The sequence below is a fragment of the Allorhizobium borbori genome (genome assembly GCF_014196535.1).
GTDB lineage: Bacteria > Pseudomonadota > Alphaproteobacteria > Rhizobiales > Rhizobiaceae > Ectorhizobium > Ectorhizobium borbori.
In genome coordinates this window covers 121,057-138,160 of sequence record NZ_JACIDU010000006.1, presented here as the reverse complement: position 1 = coordinate 138,160, position 17,104 = coordinate 121,057, and the positions used below count along the sequence as shown (strand labels likewise).

Annotated in this window: 14 protein-coding genes; 9 read left to right on the top strand and 5 right to left on the bottom strand. The window is 61.9% G+C overall.

Annotation, left to right across the window (positions count from 1 at the left end; translation table 11 throughout):
• A complete protein-coding gene (locus tag GGQ66_RS09165) occupies positions 1 to 984 on the bottom strand; it encodes a glycosyltransferase family 32 protein (protein ID WP_237358849.1) in 984 nt (327 codons plus the stop codon).
• A 189-nt stretch (positions 985 to 1,173) separates the two neighbouring features.
• On the opposite strand from GGQ66_RS09165, the gene GGQ66_RS09160 reads away from it, so the two are divergent.
• The 9 genes from GGQ66_RS09160 (at position 1,174) to GGQ66_RS09120 (ending at position 12,623) form a co-directional block, all read left to right on the top strand.
• Complete coding sequence (locus GGQ66_RS09160) at positions 1,174 to 3,063, top strand: ABC transporter ATP-binding protein (protein WP_183791678.1); 1,890 nt, start codon at positions 1,174 to 1,176, stop codon at positions 3,061 to 3,063.
• A complete protein-coding gene (locus GGQ66_RS09155; RefSeq protein ID WP_183791676.1) occupies positions 3,060 to 4,970 on the top strand; it encodes an ABC transporter substrate-binding protein in 1,911 nt (636 codons plus the stop codon). Before GGQ66_RS09160 ends, GGQ66_RS09155 begins: the two co-directional genes overlap by 4 nt.
• Before the next feature lies 1 nt (position 4,971).
• Positions 4,972 to 5,970, top strand: a complete 999-nt coding sequence (locus GGQ66_RS09150; protein ID WP_183791674.1) for an ABC transporter permease — start codon at positions 4,972 to 4,974, stop codon at positions 5,968 to 5,970.
• On the top strand, positions 5,967 to 7,127 hold the full coding sequence (locus GGQ66_RS09145) for an ABC transporter permease (RefSeq protein WP_183791672.1): 1,161 nt from the start codon (positions 5,967 to 5,969) through the stop codon (positions 7,125 to 7,127). The genes GGQ66_RS09150 and GGQ66_RS09145 overlap by 4 nt, the downstream gene beginning before the upstream one ends.
• 66 nt (positions 7,128 to 7,193) lie before the next feature.
• The gene (locus tag GGQ66_RS09140) at positions 7,194 to 8,396 is read left to right on the top strand and encodes a glycosyltransferase family protein (protein WP_183791670.1); all 1,203 of its coding nucleotides are present in this window, start codon (positions 7,194 to 7,196) and stop codon (positions 8,394 to 8,396) included.
• Between the two features lie 3 nt (positions 8,397 to 8,399).
• Complete coding sequence (locus tag GGQ66_RS09135; RefSeq protein ID WP_183791668.1) at positions 8,400 to 9,650, top strand: glycosyltransferase; 1,251 nt, start codon at positions 8,400 to 8,402, stop codon at positions 9,648 to 9,650.
• Positions 9,647 to 10,822, top strand: a complete 1,176-nt coding sequence (locus GGQ66_RS09130; protein ID WP_183791666.1) for a glycosyltransferase family protein — start codon at positions 9,647 to 9,649, stop codon at positions 10,820 to 10,822. The genes GGQ66_RS09135 and GGQ66_RS09130 overlap by 4 nt, the downstream gene beginning before the upstream one ends.
• A 233-nt stretch (positions 10,823 to 11,055) precedes the next feature.
• Complete coding sequence (locus tag GGQ66_RS09125; protein ID WP_183791664.1) at positions 11,056 to 11,670, top strand: hypothetical protein; 615 nt, start codon at positions 11,056 to 11,058, stop codon at positions 11,668 to 11,670.
• Positions 11,667 to 12,623 carry a hypothetical protein gene (locus tag GGQ66_RS09120; protein ID WP_183791662.1) on the top strand — a complete coding sequence of 319 codons (957 nt, stop codon included), beginning with the start codon at positions 11,667 to 11,669 and terminating at the stop codon, positions 12,621 to 12,623. Before GGQ66_RS09125 ends, GGQ66_RS09120 begins: the two co-directional genes overlap by 4 nt.
• A gap of 238 nt (positions 12,624 to 12,861) precedes the next feature.
• Here GGQ66_RS09120 and GGQ66_RS09115 read toward each other — a convergent pair whose 3' ends face one another.
• The 4 genes from GGQ66_RS09115 to GGQ66_RS09100 form a co-directional block, all read right to left on the bottom strand.
• Complete coding sequence (locus tag GGQ66_RS09115) at positions 12,862 to 13,773, bottom strand: polysaccharide lyase family 20 protein (protein ID WP_183791881.1); 912 nt, start codon at positions 13,771 to 13,773, stop codon at positions 12,862 to 12,864.
• 162 nt (positions 13,774 to 13,935) lie between these two features.
• Complete coding sequence (locus tag GGQ66_RS09110; RefSeq protein ID WP_183791660.1) at positions 13,936 to 15,639, bottom strand: adenylate/guanylate cyclase domain-containing protein; 1,704 nt, start codon at positions 15,637 to 15,639, stop codon at positions 13,936 to 13,938.
• A gap of 89 nt (positions 15,640 to 15,728) precedes the next feature.
• Positions 15,729 to 16,592, bottom strand: coding sequence for an MBL fold metallo-hydrolase (locus GGQ66_RS09105; protein WP_183791658.1), 864 nt, complete (start codon positions 16,590 to 16,592; stop codon positions 15,729 to 15,731).
• Between the two features lie 34 nt (positions 16,593 to 16,626).
• The gene (locus GGQ66_RS09100; RefSeq protein WP_183791656.1) at positions 16,627 to 17,085 is read right to left on the bottom strand and encodes a cyclic nucleotide-binding domain-containing protein; all 459 of its coding nucleotides are present in this window, start codon (positions 17,083 to 17,085) and stop codon (positions 16,627 to 16,629) included.
• Between the last annotated feature and the right edge of the window lie 19 nt (positions 17,086 to 17,104).

The following is a 17,104-nucleotide window of genomic DNA, read 5'->3' as shown; positions in this document are numbered from 1 at the left end:
CTACCAGGACTTCCAGTCGATGAGGAAGCCGCCATCCGTGCGCATGGCTTCCTCGCGGGCGGCCTGAACGTCGGCGAAGGGCGCGCGGCGCGGCAGGACCGCCGCCATCATGTCCACGGTCGCGAGCGTGACGCCGGCACCCCGGCAGGCATTGGTAAAGATCAGCGGCCCGGTGGACCACCAGGCCGGCGCATCCGGCAACGCCGCCATGACGCCCGGCATCGCCTCGATCACCCGGCGGATGACGGGATGGCGGGGCGGCGTGGCGATGAAGGCATTGGCGATCAGCAGCCCGCCGGCGCTCGTCAGGCGCGGAATATCCGCCGCGATGGCGGTGAAACCCACAAGGGCAATGAAATCCTCGAAACCGGCATCGTCGCGCGCGGGATACCAGTCGGCATCCATGTAGAGACCGCCGAACTTTTCGAGCACGAGATAGCGCGCCACATCGGCCGCACCCGGATAGTCCTTGCGCGCCATCATGCCACGGAAGCTCGGATGCGCGTCGAAGCCTTCGGCAAGAAGCGCATCCGCATCCCACAGCCGGTAATCCATGCCGTGGGCTGCGCAATGGCGACGCCAGGCTTCGATGGCAGGCGGCGCGGCCAGATCGCCGATCCACACCTGATGCAGCACGCGCGGCACCTTTTCGCCCGCAAGCTTCGCAATCACCCGCCGTTCCGCGCCGCTGAAGCGGGCGACATCGGCCATGACGGCGGGATCGGGCACGAGCGTGAATTGCAGGCCGGTGATACGCAACCGGTCTTTGGCGATCTTGGCGAGTTTCAGCCGGGCGGAATGCAGCTTGCGCGGCAGGCCGAGCACGGTCGGCGGGCCCAGTTCGGCGGCGGCCACCAGATCGGCATCGGCAATCAGGGCCTCGAGCCGGCGCCCGGCGCCCTCGATGTCGCCGCTGCGGGCCTGTTCCACACAAAGGTCAATGATCGCCCGGGCGCGGGCGCGCGGAGGGTCCGTGTCGTTCAAATCTCGTCTCCGGCAATCGCACTGCCGCTGTTTATCGGTAAATTCCCCGGCTTCGCAAGAGCCGCGCAAGGAAGGATCAATCTTCGCGATGGACAGTCTACGGCGGGCAGAATACGGTGTATGCGTCCAAGGTCTTATACGCGATATGTGCAGGGCTTGAACGACGCAGTTCCGGGGCGTGAATGGTTCATGAGCGTTAATACTGATTTGCTTTCCGTGGAAACGCTCAAGGTTTCCTTTCCGCTGATGCAGGGCAAGATCGAGGCCGTGCGCTCGCTGTCGATGCGGGTTGCACCCGGTCGCGTGACGGCGCTCGTCGGCGAATCCGGTTCCGGCAAATCCGTGCTCGGCCGTTCCATCATGGGCATCGAGGCGGATTACGCCGAGGTCAGCGGGCGGGTGATCTTCAACGACCCGCAGGGTGCCGTACCGGTCGATCTCGTTTCCCTGCCACGCAACGGACGTCAGATCCGCCAGATCCGCGGCAACCGCATCGGCATGATCTTTCAGGAGCCGATGACCTCCTTTTCGCCGCTGCACACCATCGGCAACCAGATCGAGGAAGTGCTGCGCATCCATTCCGTGATGTCGTCTGCCGAACGCCGGGAGCGCTCTGAGGAAATGCTGGGGCTTGTCGGCTTCGACAATCCCGCGCGCGTCTTCGACATGTATCCTTTCGAGCTTTCGGGCGGCATGCGCCAGCGCGCGATGATCGCCATGGCGCTGATCGGCAACCCGGCTCTGCTGATTGCCGACGAGCCGACCACGGCGCTCGACGTGACGATCCAGGCGCAGATCCTCAAGCTGCTCAAGGAGCTTCAGGAAAAGATCGGCATGGCAATGCTGCTCATCACCCACGATCTCGGCGTCGTCGCCAGCATGGCCGACGAGGTCGTGGTGATGTATCGCGGCGAGGTGATGGAATCCGGCAGTGTCGAGGAGATTTTCCGCAATCCCTCGCATCCCTACACCAAGGGACTGATGGCCGCCGTTCCCGGTTTCGACATGGAACGCGGCGAGCGATTGAAGCCGCTGCGCGAAATCAATGTCGATGCATCCGGCCTGCTCGGCAAGAGGCTCTGTCCGGCAACCGGCACCTCCGACGTGCTCCTTTCGGTTCGCAATGTCAGCAAGACCTTCAAGCCCAAGCGCTCCGGCGGGCTGTTTGGCAATGCCGCCCCGCCGATCCGCGCCGTGCATGACGTGTCCTTCGATGTGCGGCACGGCGAAACGCTTGGCCTTGTGGGCGAAAGCGGCTGCGGCAAGACCACGCTCAGCAAGATCCTCATGCGGGGCGTGACCGCCGACGAGGGTGTCGTCACCTATGACGGCGCTGCCGGCCAGATCGACGTCCTCAAGGCCGAAGGCGAAACCCTGCACGACCTGCGCGCGTCGATCCAGATGGTGTTCCAGGACCCGGTGTCCTCGCTTTCGCCGCGCATGACGGTGCGTGGCATCATCGGGGAACCGCTGGAAATTCACCGGCGCGGCACCGACCGGGAGCGGCTGGAATTGTCCAAAAGGCTGGTCGAGTCGGTCGGCCTGCCGGGCTCGGCGCTCGGGCGTTACCCGCACAGCTTTTCCGGCGGCCAGCGCCAGCGCATCGGCATTGCGCGCGCGCTTGCGCTCGGTCCGGGCCTGATGATCTTCGACGAGCCTGTGTCGGCCCTCGACGTGTCGGTGCAGGCGCAGGTTCTGAACCTGCTCAAGGACCTCAAGGGCGAACTCGGGCTGACCTATCTGTTCATTTCGCACAATCTGGCCGTGGTGAACTACATGGCCGACCGCGTGGCGGTGATGTATGCCGGCCGTATTGTCGAGATTGCGCCGTGCGAGGCCATCATGCGCAACCCCGTCCACCCCTACACCCGCAAGCTGATTGCGGCGGTGCCGCTGCCCGATCTCGACCGGCCCATCGATTTCGAAACCGCCGGTCAGACCTCCACCTCCGCCAAGGGCGCCTGGGCGCGCCACTTCCTCGATGACGGCGACCCCGACGCCCTGACCCATATCGATCTCGGCGGGGGGCATTACGTTCTCGCCCGACGCAACGCCGATGCCGGGGAGCTGAGGTCATGATGAACCGCCGCACCCTGCTGTCGCTGATGGCGTCAGCCGCCGCCTTTCCCCGCCCGCTCTTTGCCGCCTCCTTCGACAACGAGCCTGAACCGCTGCGTGAGCGGGTCGCTGCCGGGCAGTTGCCAGTCATGGCCGACCGGCTGCCGCGCGAGCCGCGCATCGTTGCGCTCGATGAACCCGGCCTCTCCCCGGGCCGGCTGGGCGGAAGGCTGCGTATCCTGGTCGGCAGCCAGCGCGACATCCGCTACATCCCGATCTTCAGCTACAGCCGGTTGATCGGCTTCGATCGCCATTTCCAGTTCCAGCCGGATATTCTGCGCGCCTACGAGGTCGAGCGGGAACGCGTCTTCACCTTCCACCTGCGTCCCGGCCATCGCTGGTCGGACGGAAGCCCGCTCACCGCCGAGGACTTCCGCTATGTCTGGGAGGATATGTTCCACAACAAGAAGCTGCACAAAGGCGGCATCCCGACCATGCTGCGCGTCGACGGCAAGGAGCCGCGCTTCGAGGTGCTGGACGAGGTCACGGTGCGCTACAGCTGGGACGATCCCAACCCCGATTTCCTTGCCGAACTTGCCTCGCCCGTCGCTACACGGCTGATGCAGCCATCGGCCTACATGAAGCAGTTTCATCCGAACTACCAGACGCCGGAGAAGCTTGCCGAACTCATCAAGCAGCAGAATGTCGAGGACTGGGTGGCGCTGCACCAGAAGATGTCGCGCTCGGCCCGCCCGGAAAACCCTGATCTGCCGACGCTCGATCCCTGGGTCAACACCACGGCCCCGCCCTCCGGCTACTTCGTCTTCAAGCGCAATCCCTATTTCCACCGGGTCGATCAGAACGGTGTGCAGCTTCCCTACCTCGATGAGGTCACGCTCAGCGTCGGCTCGGGCGATCTGATTTCCGCCAAGACCGCTTCCGGCGAAAGCGACCTTCAGGTCACCAATCTGGATTTTCCGGACTACACCTTCCTGAAAAGTGCCGAAGAGCGCGGCGTCATCGAAGTGAAGCTATGGAAACGCACGCAGGGGTCGCGGGTCGCACTCATCCCCAACCTCAACTGCACGGATCTCGTCTGGCGCAATGTGTTCCGCGACGTGCGCGTGCGCCGGGCCCTTTCGCTTGCCATCAACCGCGACGAGGTCAACAAGGCGGTGTTCTTCGGCCTTGGCCAGCCGAGCGCCAATTGCCCGCTGCCCGAAAGCCCGCTGTTTCGCCAGCGCTACCGCGATGCCTGGGCAAGCTTCGATCCCGACCGGGCCAACGACCTGCTCGATGAAGCGGGATTGACGCGGCCCGCGCCGCGGGCCGAGCGGCTTCTGCCCGATGGACGCCCGTGCAGCCTGATCATCGAGACGACAGCCGATTCCGGCTTCGAGACCGATGTGCTGGAACTGGTAACGGATTACTTCTGGAAGGTCGGCATCCGGGTTTTCACCCATGTCTCGCACCGGGAACTGTTCCGCCGCCGCCTGCTGAACGGCGATACCGTGATGACACTGTGGTGGGGCCTCGACAACGGCATTCCCGCCGCCGATATGTCGCCGCGGGAACTGGCGCCGACCACCAACGACCAGAACCAGTGGCCGCTCTGGGGCCTGCACGAGCTTTCGGGCGGCGGCGAAGGCCGCCCGCCGGAGCTGGAGGAAGCCCGCGCCCTGCTCGATCTCTTCCATCGCTGGCGCCGCGCCGAAACCTTTGGCGAGCGCGAGGCGATCTGGCATGAAATGCTCGAACTCTTCACCCAGCAGGTGTTCACCATCGGCATGCTGAATTCGGTTCTCCAGCCGGTGGTGAAGAACCGCCTGCTGCGCAACCTGCCCGACAAGGGTCTTTACGGCTTCGAGCCCACCTCCTATCTCGGCGTCTATATGCCGGATACGTTCTGGTTCGAGAAAGGCGCCTGAGATGCTGCGATATATTCTCTGGCGCATCGCCGTGATGATCCCGACGCTGATCATGATCTCCATGCTGGTCTTCACCATCATCGAGCTGCCGCCGGGCGATTTCTTCGAGAGCTATGTGGAGGAACTACGCGCCATTGGCGAAAAGGCCGATACGCAGGAAATCGAGGATCTGAAAGCGCGCTACGGTTTCGACAAGCCGGCACCGCTGCGCTATTTCGACTGGGTGGCGAATTTCGTGCGGGGCGATTTCGGCTACTCCTTCGAATACCGCATGCCGGTGGCCGATGTGGTGGGCGACCGCGTGTGGCTGACCGTGCTGGTGTCCACCGTCACCATCATCGTCACCTGGCTGATCGCCTTCCCGATCGGCATCTATTCCGCTACCCACAAATATAGCTGGGGGGATTACGGGCTGACGCTCGTCGGCCTGATCGGCATCGCCGTGCCGAACTTCATCCTGGCGCTGGTGATGATGTATTTCGCCAATATCTGGTTCGGCACCTCCATCGGCCACCTGATGGAGCCGAGCTTCATCAACGAGCCGATGAGCTGGGCGAAGCTGAAATCCATCCTCGAACATCTCTGGATTCCGGTGATCATCATCGGCACCGCAGGCACCGCCGGCATGGTGCGGCGGGTGCGGGCCAATCTTCTGGACGAGATGCACAAGCAATATGTGACGACGGCGCGCGCCAAGGGCTTGCATCCCTTCCGTACCCTCATGAAATATCCGTTCCGGATGTCGCTGAACTTCTTCATCTCCGATATCGGCTCCATCCTGCCCTCGATCATTTCGGGCGCTGAAATCACGGCCGTCGTGCTATCGCTCGAAACCACCGGCCCGATGCTGATCCGGGCGCTGCAGAACCAGGACATGTATCTTGCCGGCTCGTTCCTCATGTTCCTTGCGATCCTGACCGTGATCGGCGTCCTCGTCTCGGATATTGCGCTGGCGATCCTCGATCCGCGCATCCGGCTGCAGGGGGGGCGCACGAAATGAGCGACCGCACCCCCTCCTCATCCACGCATTTCGTGTCCGGCGCACCGTTCGACCCCTACCTCGTGGAGGCCGATAACGACAGGGGCGGCAGCCATGCCTCCCAGCTCCGGCTGACCTGGTGGCGGTTTCGCCGCCACAAGCTGGCGCTGATTTCCGCCATCCTGCTTCTGGCCGCCTATCTCGCCATCATCGTGATCGAGTTCCTGGCGCCCTATAACGTCGCCACCCGCAACGTCGACAACATCTATGCCCCGCCGCAGCAGGTGCACCTGTTTCACGAAGGCGCCTTTGTCGGCCCCTTCGTCTACGGCCGGACCATGACGCTGGACATGAAGACGCTGCGACGCAACTACACCGACGACACCGCCGACATCCAGAAGCTGCGCTTCTTCTGCCGGGGCGACGGCTACAGGTTCTGGAACATGGTCGAGGGCAATTTGCACCTTGTCTGCCCGGCGGAAGACGGCGAGTTCTTCCTGCTTGGAACCGACCGGCTGGGCCGTGACGTGTTGTCGCGCATCCTCTATGGCGCTCGCATCTCGCTCACCATCGGCCTGCTTGGCGTCATGACCAGTTTCGTGCTCGGCATCGTCATCGGCGGGCTGGCCGGCTATTGGGGCGGCTGGTTCGATATGGCGGTCCAGCGCGTGACGGAAGTGCTGCAATCGATCCCCAGCATTCCGCTGTGGCTCGCCATGGCCGCCATCATGCCGGCGGACTGGTCACCGCTCGTCGTCTATCTCGGCATCACCTTCATTCTCGGCCTTCTGGACTGGACGGGCCTTGCCCGCGCGGTGCGCTCCAAGCTTCTGGCGCTGCGCGAGGAAGACTATGTTCTTGCCGCCCAGATGATGGGGGCGAAGAGCCCGCGCATCATCGGACGGCATCTCGTGCCGGGTTTCATGTCCCACCTCATCGCCAGCGCAACGCTGACCATTCCGGGCATGATTCTGGGCGAAACCACATTGAGCTTTCTGGGTCTCGGCATCCGCCCGCCGATCACCAGTTGGGGTGTGTTGCTGACAGAAGCACGCACAGTCAACGTCGTGGCTCTTTACCCATGGCTGCTCTTCCCTGTAATCCCCGTGATCGTAATCATTCTGGCTTTCAATTTCATGGGCGATGGTCTTCGGGATGCAGCAGATCCATATAACTGACATTTCGACCATACCCCTTGCCAGGGCACCCTCCCGCCCTGCGCAAGTCCAAAGGAGACTACCCCGATGACCGAACGCACGCGCAAGGCGCGCGTCCTCATGTATAGCCACGATACGTTCGGCCTCGGTCATCTCCGTCGCTGTCGTACGATCGCGCATTCGCTGGTGGAAGATTATCGCGGCCTGCAGGTGCTCATCATCTCCGGCGCCACCATTGCCGGCGCGTTCGATTATCGCGCCCGCGTCGATTTCGTGAAGATCCCGAGCGTCATCAAGCTGCGCAACGGCGATTACACGTCGATGGACCAGCACATCAACATGACCGAGACGATGGCGATCCGCAAATCGATCATCCGCCACACCGCCGAAACCTTCCAGCCCGATATCTTCATCGTCGACAAGGAACCGCTCGGCCTGCGCGGCGAGGTGGAGGAAACGCTGCAAATCCTCAAGGAACGGGGCACGACCCTCATTCTGGGTCTGCGCGAGGTCATGGATGCGCCGCATCTGCTCGATGCCGAGTGGAAGCGCAACGATGTCATGCAGAAGATCGGCGCCCTCTATGATGACATCTGGGTCTATGGCCCGCCGGATTTCTACGACCCGCTCACCGGCCTCGATGTGCCGCAAAGCGTGCGTGACAAGATGCATTTCGTCGGCTTCCTGCAACGCAAGGCCTCCATCGAACGCCCGAGCAATCCCGACGAGGACTATCTTCTGGTGACGACGGGCGGCGGCGGCGATGGCGCCGATCTGGTGCGGGACGTGATCGCCGCCTACAAGACCGACCCGAGCCTGACCATCAAGGCCGTGATCGTGCTCGGGCCCTACATGCCGCACGAGCAGCGCAGCCGCTTCGTGGAGGAAGCCGCGGGCCATCCGCATCTCGAGATCATCGAGTTCGACAACCGCATGGAAGACCGTATCGCCGGCGCCAGGGCCGTCGTGGCCATGGGCGGCTACAACACCTATTGCGAGATCCTGTCCTTTGACAAGCCGGCACTCATCGTGCCGCGCACTCAGCCCCGGCTGGAACAGCTCATTCGCGCCCGCCGCGCTGCCGAGCTCGGTCTCGTCAGCATGCTGCCGCCGCAGGAATCGGCCGACAGCCAGCGTTTTGCCGAGGAAATCAAGGCTCTGCTTCACCGCGCACCGCCATCGGCCAGTCCCTCCGCCCGCCATCTCGAAGGTCTGCCCACCATCTCCCGTCTGGTCGAGCAGTATCTGAACGCAAAGACGGTGTCCGAACCGCTGGCGGCCCGGGGCTGACGCATGCAGGCCAAGAGAAAGATCGTCGTGCTGCTGAAGGGCTATCCGCGCCTTTCGGAAACCTTCATCGCGCAGGAACTGCTCGGCCTTGAGAAGGCCGGCTTTGAACTGGAACTCGTCGCCATGCGCCGGCCGACGGACAAGAAGCGGCATCCCGTGCACGACGAAATCCGTGCGCCGGTGCATTACCTGCCGGAATATCTGCACGAGGAGCCGCTGCGTGTTCTTCGTGCCCTGTGGAAGGTCCACACGCGGCCGGGCTTTGGCGCAGCCCTGAAGCAGTTCTGGCGCGATCTGAAGCGCGACGTGACCCGCAATCGCTTTCGCCGCTTCGGGCAGGCCGCGGTTCTGGTGGCCGAATGGCCGGCGGATGCCGGGTGGCTGCATGTCCACTTCATCCATACGCCCGCCTCGGTCGCAAGCTATGCCAGCCAGATCGGCGGCGTTCCGTGGACGGTTTCCGCCCATGCCAAGGACATCTGGACCTCGAAGGACTGGGATCTGGCCGAAAAGCTTGCCCGCGCCGACTGGGCCGTGACCTGCACCGGCGTCGGCTATGAAAAGCTGAAAAACCTTGCCGGCGATCGCAACAACGTGAACCTCAGCTATCACGGCCTCGACCTCGACCGTTTCCCGCATTTCGATGGCGCACGCCCGGCCCGCGATGGCAGTGATCCCGCCGATCCCGTGCGCATACTCAGCGTCGGACGCGCGGTGAAGAAGAAGGGCTACGACACCGTGCTGCGGGCGCTGGCGAAACTGCCGGCAAGCCTCAACTGGCATTTCACCCATATCGGCGGCGGCGACGAGTTGTCGAAGCTGAAGGCGCTGGCCGAGGAGCTCGGTCTTTCCGGCCGGATCACCTGGAAGGGCGCGATGGACCAGCGCGACGTGCTGACGCTTTACCGCGAAAGCGATCTCTTCACGCTGGGCTGCCGCATCACCGCCGATGGCGACCGCGACGGCCTGCCCAATGTGCTGGTGGAGGCGGCCAGCCAGCGGCTGATGGCGGTTGCGACCCATGTCTCCGGCATTTCCGAACTGTTCCTGAACGGCGAAAATGCGCTGCTGGTCGGGCCCGATGATGCCGACGCGCTATCGAGGTCGCTGGAGACGGCGGCGACCGATCCGGCGTTGCGCGAACGGCTGGGCACCGCCGCCGAAACGCGGGTGCGGCAGGATTTCGACTACCACAACAGCATTCACGATCTCGACCGGCTGTTCCATGAAGCCTGGGCACGGAGGGACGCATGATCTTGTCCGCCTCAGACACCGGCCAGCAGGGCCGCATCTTCTTCTACGTGCAGCATCTGCTCGGCATCGGCCATCTTGCCCGCGCCAGCCGGATTGCCGAGGCGCTGAAGAATGACGGTTTCGCCGTGACGCTGGTGACGGGCGGCGTGCCGGTGAAGGGCTTTCCCGGCCCGGGCATCGACCATGTACAGCTTCCCGCCGTCGTCGCCGCCGATGGCGGCTTTTCGGCGCTGGCCGATACCGAGGGCAACCCGGTGGATGCCGCCTTCGAACAGCGCCGCACCGCGCTGCTTCTCAAAGCCTTTCACGCGGCAAAGCCCGATGCCGTGATCATCGAGGCCTTCCCCTTCGGGCGGCGGCAGGTGCGTTTCGAACTTCTGCCGCTGATCGAGGCCATCGAGGCGGCGCAACCGCGTCCGCTGCTCTTCACCTCGATCCGCGACATTCTTCAGGAAAACCGCAAGCCGGGCCGCAACCGCGAAACCGCCGATCTGGTGCTGGCGCATTTCGATGGCGTGCTGGTACATGGCGATCCCTCCTTCGTGCGACTGGAGGATACCTTTGCACTGGCGGGCGAGATTGCCGAACGCGTCTCCTATACCGGCCTTGTCGCCCCGCCCGCTCCCGCTCCGGCGGCGGATCGTTTCGACACCGTGATCTCGGCGGGCGGCGGCGCCGTGGGCGCGGCGCTCATCGGCGCGGCCCTTGAGGCACGCCAGATTCTCGGCGACCGCTCGTCCTGGTGCGTGATCACCGGCCCCAACCTGCCGCAGGCCGATTACGACCGCTTCGCCGCGCAGGCCGATGACGGCGTGACGCTGTTCCGCTTCCGACCGGATTTCCCCAACCTCTTGCCGAATGCCCGGCTTTCGATCTCGCAGGCCGGCTACAACACGGTCTGCGACCTGCTTCAGTCCCGATGCCGGGCGCTGCTCGTGCCATTTGCCGCCGGTGGCGAGACGGAACAGAGTGTACGGGCCGAGAAGCTCGAAGCCCTCGGGCTTGCCCGTGTGGTTCGCGAGGCCGGCCTGACCGGCGAAGCCATGGCCGAAGCGATCACCGCAGCCCGCGCGCTGACCCTGCCGAAAAAGCTCCCGGTCTCACTCGACGGCGCCACCGAGACCGCCCGCATCATCCGCGCGCGGCTTGACGGGGTCGGGTCAGGCGGGTGAAATGACACGGGAAAAGGGTGGCGCCTGGGTTTGGCCCTGAGCGGTCGTTATCGGTGGCATGCCGAGGGACGGCTTTGCGCCCTGCAAGCGGGCGTCTAATGTATTCTAGAAATCTCCGAATTTCGGATGCTCCTGTCGACTACGAGGCCTACTAATTTATGCTCTAAATAAACGCAAATTCTTGCACTCTAATCCGACCATAGGTCACAGTGACCAAAGTACCGGAACTCAACATGGATGAGATTGTTTGGGGTGAAATCAGAGCAAAAGGATTTTATCAACGAAATCGTTCGCTAGGATCGGCATTGCCTAGCTTACGTTCTTTGATCGCTGACCTTAAGCCGCGCTCACTCAGGGTGGATAGACTTTACCCACGGAAGAAGAATGAGGCAAAGCCCAATAGCCTTTCTGCCTATTATGGAACTGGCGCTTTTCCCCCACACACCGATTTTGCTCTTAAGTCACTGCCTCCAAAGTATGTTGCGCTCTTTTGTCCCGTAGCACGATTGGGGATGACAACTTTGTACGATGGTTCATCACTTCGAGCGGCAGTCAAAAAGACTGGCACTTTTCGAATACACTCGCTCGGCAAGGCCTATTCTGCAAACTTCTTTAACAGTAACAAGTATGGTGAATTCTATCGCTATAACCGAGATCTGATGAAGCCTCTTGATGAAAACGCCCACAAGCTCGGCGATATGATCGAACACGCTTCACCTGATCACGTTATAGATTGGGAAAATATTGCATGGGTGCTTATCGATAACTGGAAAATCCTACATGGCCGGCAAGAGACTCATTCCACAGGCGGCTGGCTATGGCGGTATGCACTGGACACTATAAAATGACTTGGGATGCATCTAAATACTTTTCAAAAGCTAAGCGTTATTGGTCTAAGGCATCAGGAATGCCACGAGATGATGACCAATATTTATTATATGTCTCATTTTTCTGCGAAATGTTCATTCGCGGGGTTTTGGTAGCCAAAAGCCCGGTACTAAATGCAGATCTGACAGAAGACAGTATTCGGTACGCAGCAGACGTCGATGGCTTCGACAACGCCAAATCGGTCAGTCTAAAAACTGCTATTACACGGCTCAAAGATGCGTATCCCGACCTTAAGGCAACCAATCTCGATCCTATTCAAGTCCTTGTGGACGCTCGAAATCGCGAACTTCATGGCGAGAACGATGAGATAGGTTCGCAACGTACGAACGAGATTCTGCCGACGGTTTACCTGCTAATGGTTAAGGGGGCTGCTGTCGCTAAACAGGACCTAACTGACATAATTGGACCGGAGGACGCTGCGATCGCTTCTCAGGCCGCGGAGGCCGCGATTAAGGATCGTTCAAAGCGAGTGAGGGCCGACATCACAAACTGCAAAGATCGATTTTATGAGCGTAGTGGCGTCGAGCAAACAGAGTTACGCACAAAGCAGACCGCTTTCGCGTATGCTGTCCAAAACAATGGCATCCATCTCAAAATGCATAGATGCCCTGCCTGCGGCTCACAAGCTGCACTTGGTGGGAGGCCTGTTGGCGTAAGTCGAGAGTTCTTGAGGGATGGCTCTCTCATGTTTGAAACGCGCGTATTGCCGACTGCCTTCACCTGTGATGTTTGCGGACTCAAGTTAAGCGGCTTGGCTGAATTAATGGCTGCAGGCTTCCCCCACGAATTCACGACGTTGGACGAGAGGGATCCAGTCGATTTTTTTGGTGTCGATCCTATGGACTACGTTGATACTGATGAGATTATTAGGGAGTACAATGAAGAGATGGCATATCGCTATCAGGATGAGTAGAGCGTTGAACACGCCTCGAATTCAAGGACTACTTCTACGTTGCTGTCCTAAATGAGCGTTCGTCAGTTGTGCACACCGAGCAACCCTTCCCGACAGAAGTTTCAAGAGGGTTCCATCGGGACTATCGACGGTGCAGAGCGTCATTCCCCCTCCGCAACCGCCCCTTGACGCCAACCCAGCGCAAGGGCGGTGTGGGTGCGCCTCCGCAAACGCGGAAGCAACAAAGACCCGCGCCCGGTTATTTCACCGCAGCGCAGGCCTTTTCGTCTGCCAGCACGTCCATGCAGGCGGGTGAGCGGCGGAAATCGTCATAGTAGACGGTCCATTCGCCTTCCGCTCCGGCGCGGTAGGGGCCGAACTTGAAATACTGGTTCTTGCCAAGACCGGCATCGCCATGGCCGATATGGCCGGTCACGGTGGCAATCGGCACCTTGTCGGCGAAGATTTCGATCCGACCGCTGCCATCGGGACCGGGCAGGGACAGGATGGCGAAATCGATCCAGTCGGTGGAGGCCTTCGGCAGCGGGTTGTGGGTCACGACGGAAATCTGGTCGGTACAGCCGGGGAAGTCCTTTGCATCCTCGGCGGTCCAGTCGGTACCGGAGGTGGCCAGTGCGCGCATCTGCCGGGTCTCCGGCCTGAACCAGACCGGCGTCGAGCCGGTCGGGCACTGGCCGGCAATACCGCCCGCAGGTGCCGGACCGCTGCCGATGAAATTGGTTTCCACGGTGAAGAACATCTTGCCGCGATCGAGTCTCAGCGCCAGAAAGGGGCTGAAATCGCCCTCGGCTTCGGGGCCGATCTCGCGTTTCCACTGGGCCACGAGATAGCGGTGGTCATCCTTCGGAACGGGATCGGCCAGCTTCATGGCAAAGCCGAACCAGATCGGCGCATCATAGGGCACACGAAGCGGCGTCTTCTCCCAGATTTCGGCGCGTTCGCTGCATTCGAGATCCTTCGCATTGCATTGCTTCCGCACGCTCAGCTTCAGCGCGCCCGCACCCGTGCGTTTCACCGCGCTCTGGAACGTGTAGCTGCCCGCCGCCTGCTCATTGTTGTCACGGTAGTAAAGGCCGCCTTCCGGGGCGAAATCGCTACCGTCGAACCCGTCGATCAGCGGCTGGCGCCAGGCATCGTCCGCATTGGCCATTCCGGCCAGCAAACCCGACGCTGCAACGACGACCCAGACGAAATGCTTCAAGCGCACGCAAGCCTCCTTGCCTGGCGGGGCAGGATTCGCGCCGCCGGTTGGTTGATCATAAGCAAGCCCCACTGACCGGCAACACCCAAAAAAGGGAGGATAGCGGCCGGCTCAAGCATAACGCATCGCCTGCTCGGCGGAAAACAGCATGACCGGCATGTCGATCCGCCTACCCTTGAGCGACATGCGCCGGGGCGACACCTCCTCGTGGGCGACGCCGGACAGAAGAATGACCGTTTCCGACGCCGCCAGGGCCACGTTGAACCGCTTGGCGACCCCTTCGAGACGGCTTGCCACGTTCACCGTGTCACCGATCGCGGTCAGCGTCGCGACCTTGCCGTAACCGACGACGCCGACAATGGCGGGGCCGTAATGCAGGCCGATGGCCACTTCCAGATCGATGCCGAACTCGCTCATCAACTGCGTATTGAGCTTGCGCGTTTCCGCAATGATCTGGGCCGAGGCCGCAAGCGCCCTGCGGCACACATCCGCCGGCGCCGCGTCATCGAGACCGAAAATGGCCATCACGCCATCGCCGAGATACTTGTCCACGCGCCCGCCAGCGCCTTCGATCGCCTGCACCAGAATGGAGAAGTAGGAATTGAGCAGGAAAACGATGTCGTAGGGCAATCGGCTTTCGGAAATCGTCGTGAAGTTCCGGAGATCGGAGAACAGGATGAGGACTTCCTTCTCACGGCCGGTCTGCAGCGCCGACGGGTCGGAGCGTGGCTTGGCGCCGGATGGCGGCTCCAGCTGCAGCGCCACGACGACGTCGTATTCCGGGCGGAGCTGGCAGCTCAGCCGCATATCCGAAGGCGCCTGAATGCGTTCGAGCGTGGCAAGCTCAAGCGCATTGGGTTTGGGCAGGGGGCCGCTGCTTTCCAGAATGCGAACGCGGCAGGTGGAGCAGCGGCCATTGCCGCCGCACACCGAATAGTGCCGAACGCGGCCGATATGGCTCGCTTCCAGAATGGTGGTGCCGCGCGGCACGCGCACCTGTTCGCCATGCGCATAGGTTACGACGATGTTCGGTTCCTTCTCGAACAGCCGGCGAACACCACGCATGGCGATCACCAGCCCGAGGCCGAGCGCGAACAGGATGTAAACCCGGCGCTCGATGGTCTGGAGGTCGTATAGCTGCGCCGGAGCAAGCCACACACCGCCGAGTTCATCGGGCAGGCTTCCAAGCTCGTCCACCGTCGGCGTATCGGATGGCGCCAGCCTTTGGGCCGTTGCCCCGATGCCCGCCAGGGCGAGCGTGGGGACGATGATGGCCAGCGCAAACAGCGGCTGCCGAAACCTCGGAAACCAGTCCCGATGGCTGATTGCACCGTGAAGACCGATGCAGCCATGCAGCCAGACGAGAATGATCGCCGTCACCATCTGGACGCCAAGCATACCGCCATTCGCCCACATCGCTCTCAAGACGATGGCGTAATCGCTGTCGGTTCCCTTGAACAGGACGGGAATGCGCGCCGAGGTGACATGCTGTGCGATCAACAGCGGCACGAGCATGCCGGAAATGATCTGGATGTTGCCGACCAAACGCCAGGCAAACGAACGACGCAGATAAAGCAGACGCAGCGCCAGCAGAAAATGGATCGTCAACGCGCCATAAAGCAGGATCACCCCGAGCGGATTGCGCCAGATCATCTTGAAATAGCGCAGGACTGCCCCCGCCACATCCTCCGAAACCAGAAGCAGCGCATGGTTCAGCAGGTGCATCGATACGAAGGTGAACATGATGGTGCCCGTGATCAGCCCCAGCTTGCGCGCTGCCTTGTCGGGAAGAAACGGACGCACGGGGTTCGCCATAGGCGGGTGACCTTTCGAATCGGTAGAAAACACACAGTCCCTGCGCCGCTGGTGCGCCGAAACGGAGGCAAGGACGGCTCACGATCGCGTCAGATATCAAAAACCTGCCCGTCACGGACCACATCGACCCGGTCGAAGCGTGCACGGGCCAATTCACCGATGCGGTCGAGATCGGAATCGGTGTGGAAGAAGGAATGGTGGATCAGGCCGATATGACGCGCCTTGGCCACCGAAGCCAGACGGATCGCCTGCTGCCAGGAGGAATGGCCGAAACCGGCATACTTGCCCATTTCCTCATCCCCGTAGGATGCATCGTAGAGGAAGAGGTCTGTATTTTCGATCAACCGCAGAACATTGGCGTCGAGTTCACCGGGCACATGCTCCGTATCCGTGACGATCGCCACGCTCTTGCCGGCGAACGTGACGCGATAACCGACGGCGCCGCCGGGATGGTTCAGCCTGGCGGTTTCGATCGCGATCCCCGGCGCCGGTTCCAGCCGGTCGCCGGGCCGGAAATCCAGATAGCGGATATCCGCCTTGAGATAGCCGGGATCGATGGGAAACAACGGCGGCCGCATGAGTTGCGCCAGAACATCCCGTGTCGACATCCTGCCTTCGAGATGGCCGGAAGCAATGCAGGCGCGGGTGTGCGGCTTGTAGAGCGGCGCGAAGAACGGCAATCCCTGAACGTGGTCGTAATGGCTGTGGGTGAGAAACAGGTGGATTTCCCCCACCGCCTCGCCAACCAGACGCTTGCCGGCTGTAACGATACCCGTGCCGGCGTCGAAGATCAGCACCTCACCGCCACACCGCATCTCGATGCAGGTCGTATTGCCGCCGTAACGGGCGAATTCGCCACCGCAGAGCGGGGTCGATCCACGCACGCCCCAGACAGTCACCGTGAATTTTTCATTCCGGCCAGCCATCGCCGCGCCGGTTACCGTATCACTCATCTACCCCCCAGAACACCATGTCGGAACGGACACATCACGCGGTTTCATGCGCGCTCTTGTGTTTCGCCAGTTCCATCGTCGTGTGCGTCAGGCGGGTGGAAAGGACCTTGAGCACACCGAACATCATGCTCGGGCAGTCCTTCATCAGGTTCAGGAACTCATGCTTATCGATGCGCAGCGTTTCGAGCGGAGCCGACGCCGTCACCGTCGCCGTCCTGTAGCCATCGTTCAGAAGCGCGATCTCGCCGATGATCGAATTCCTGTCCGCCGTGGCGACCTTGATCGGACCCTGCGGTGTCTCCACGGAGACGTCCACCGTTCCGCTCAGGATGACATAGGCCGCATCCCCGGGATCGCCCTCGTGAAACAGCACCTGTCCCGGTGCAAAGCGCATGTGATCGGAGGTGAACGCCAGCCGTTTCAGCTTGGACGGATCAGCCGATGCGAAGAAAGGCAGGCTTCGCAGGCATCGTACCTCATCATCAAGTATCATTGCACACCTCCTGGACCGG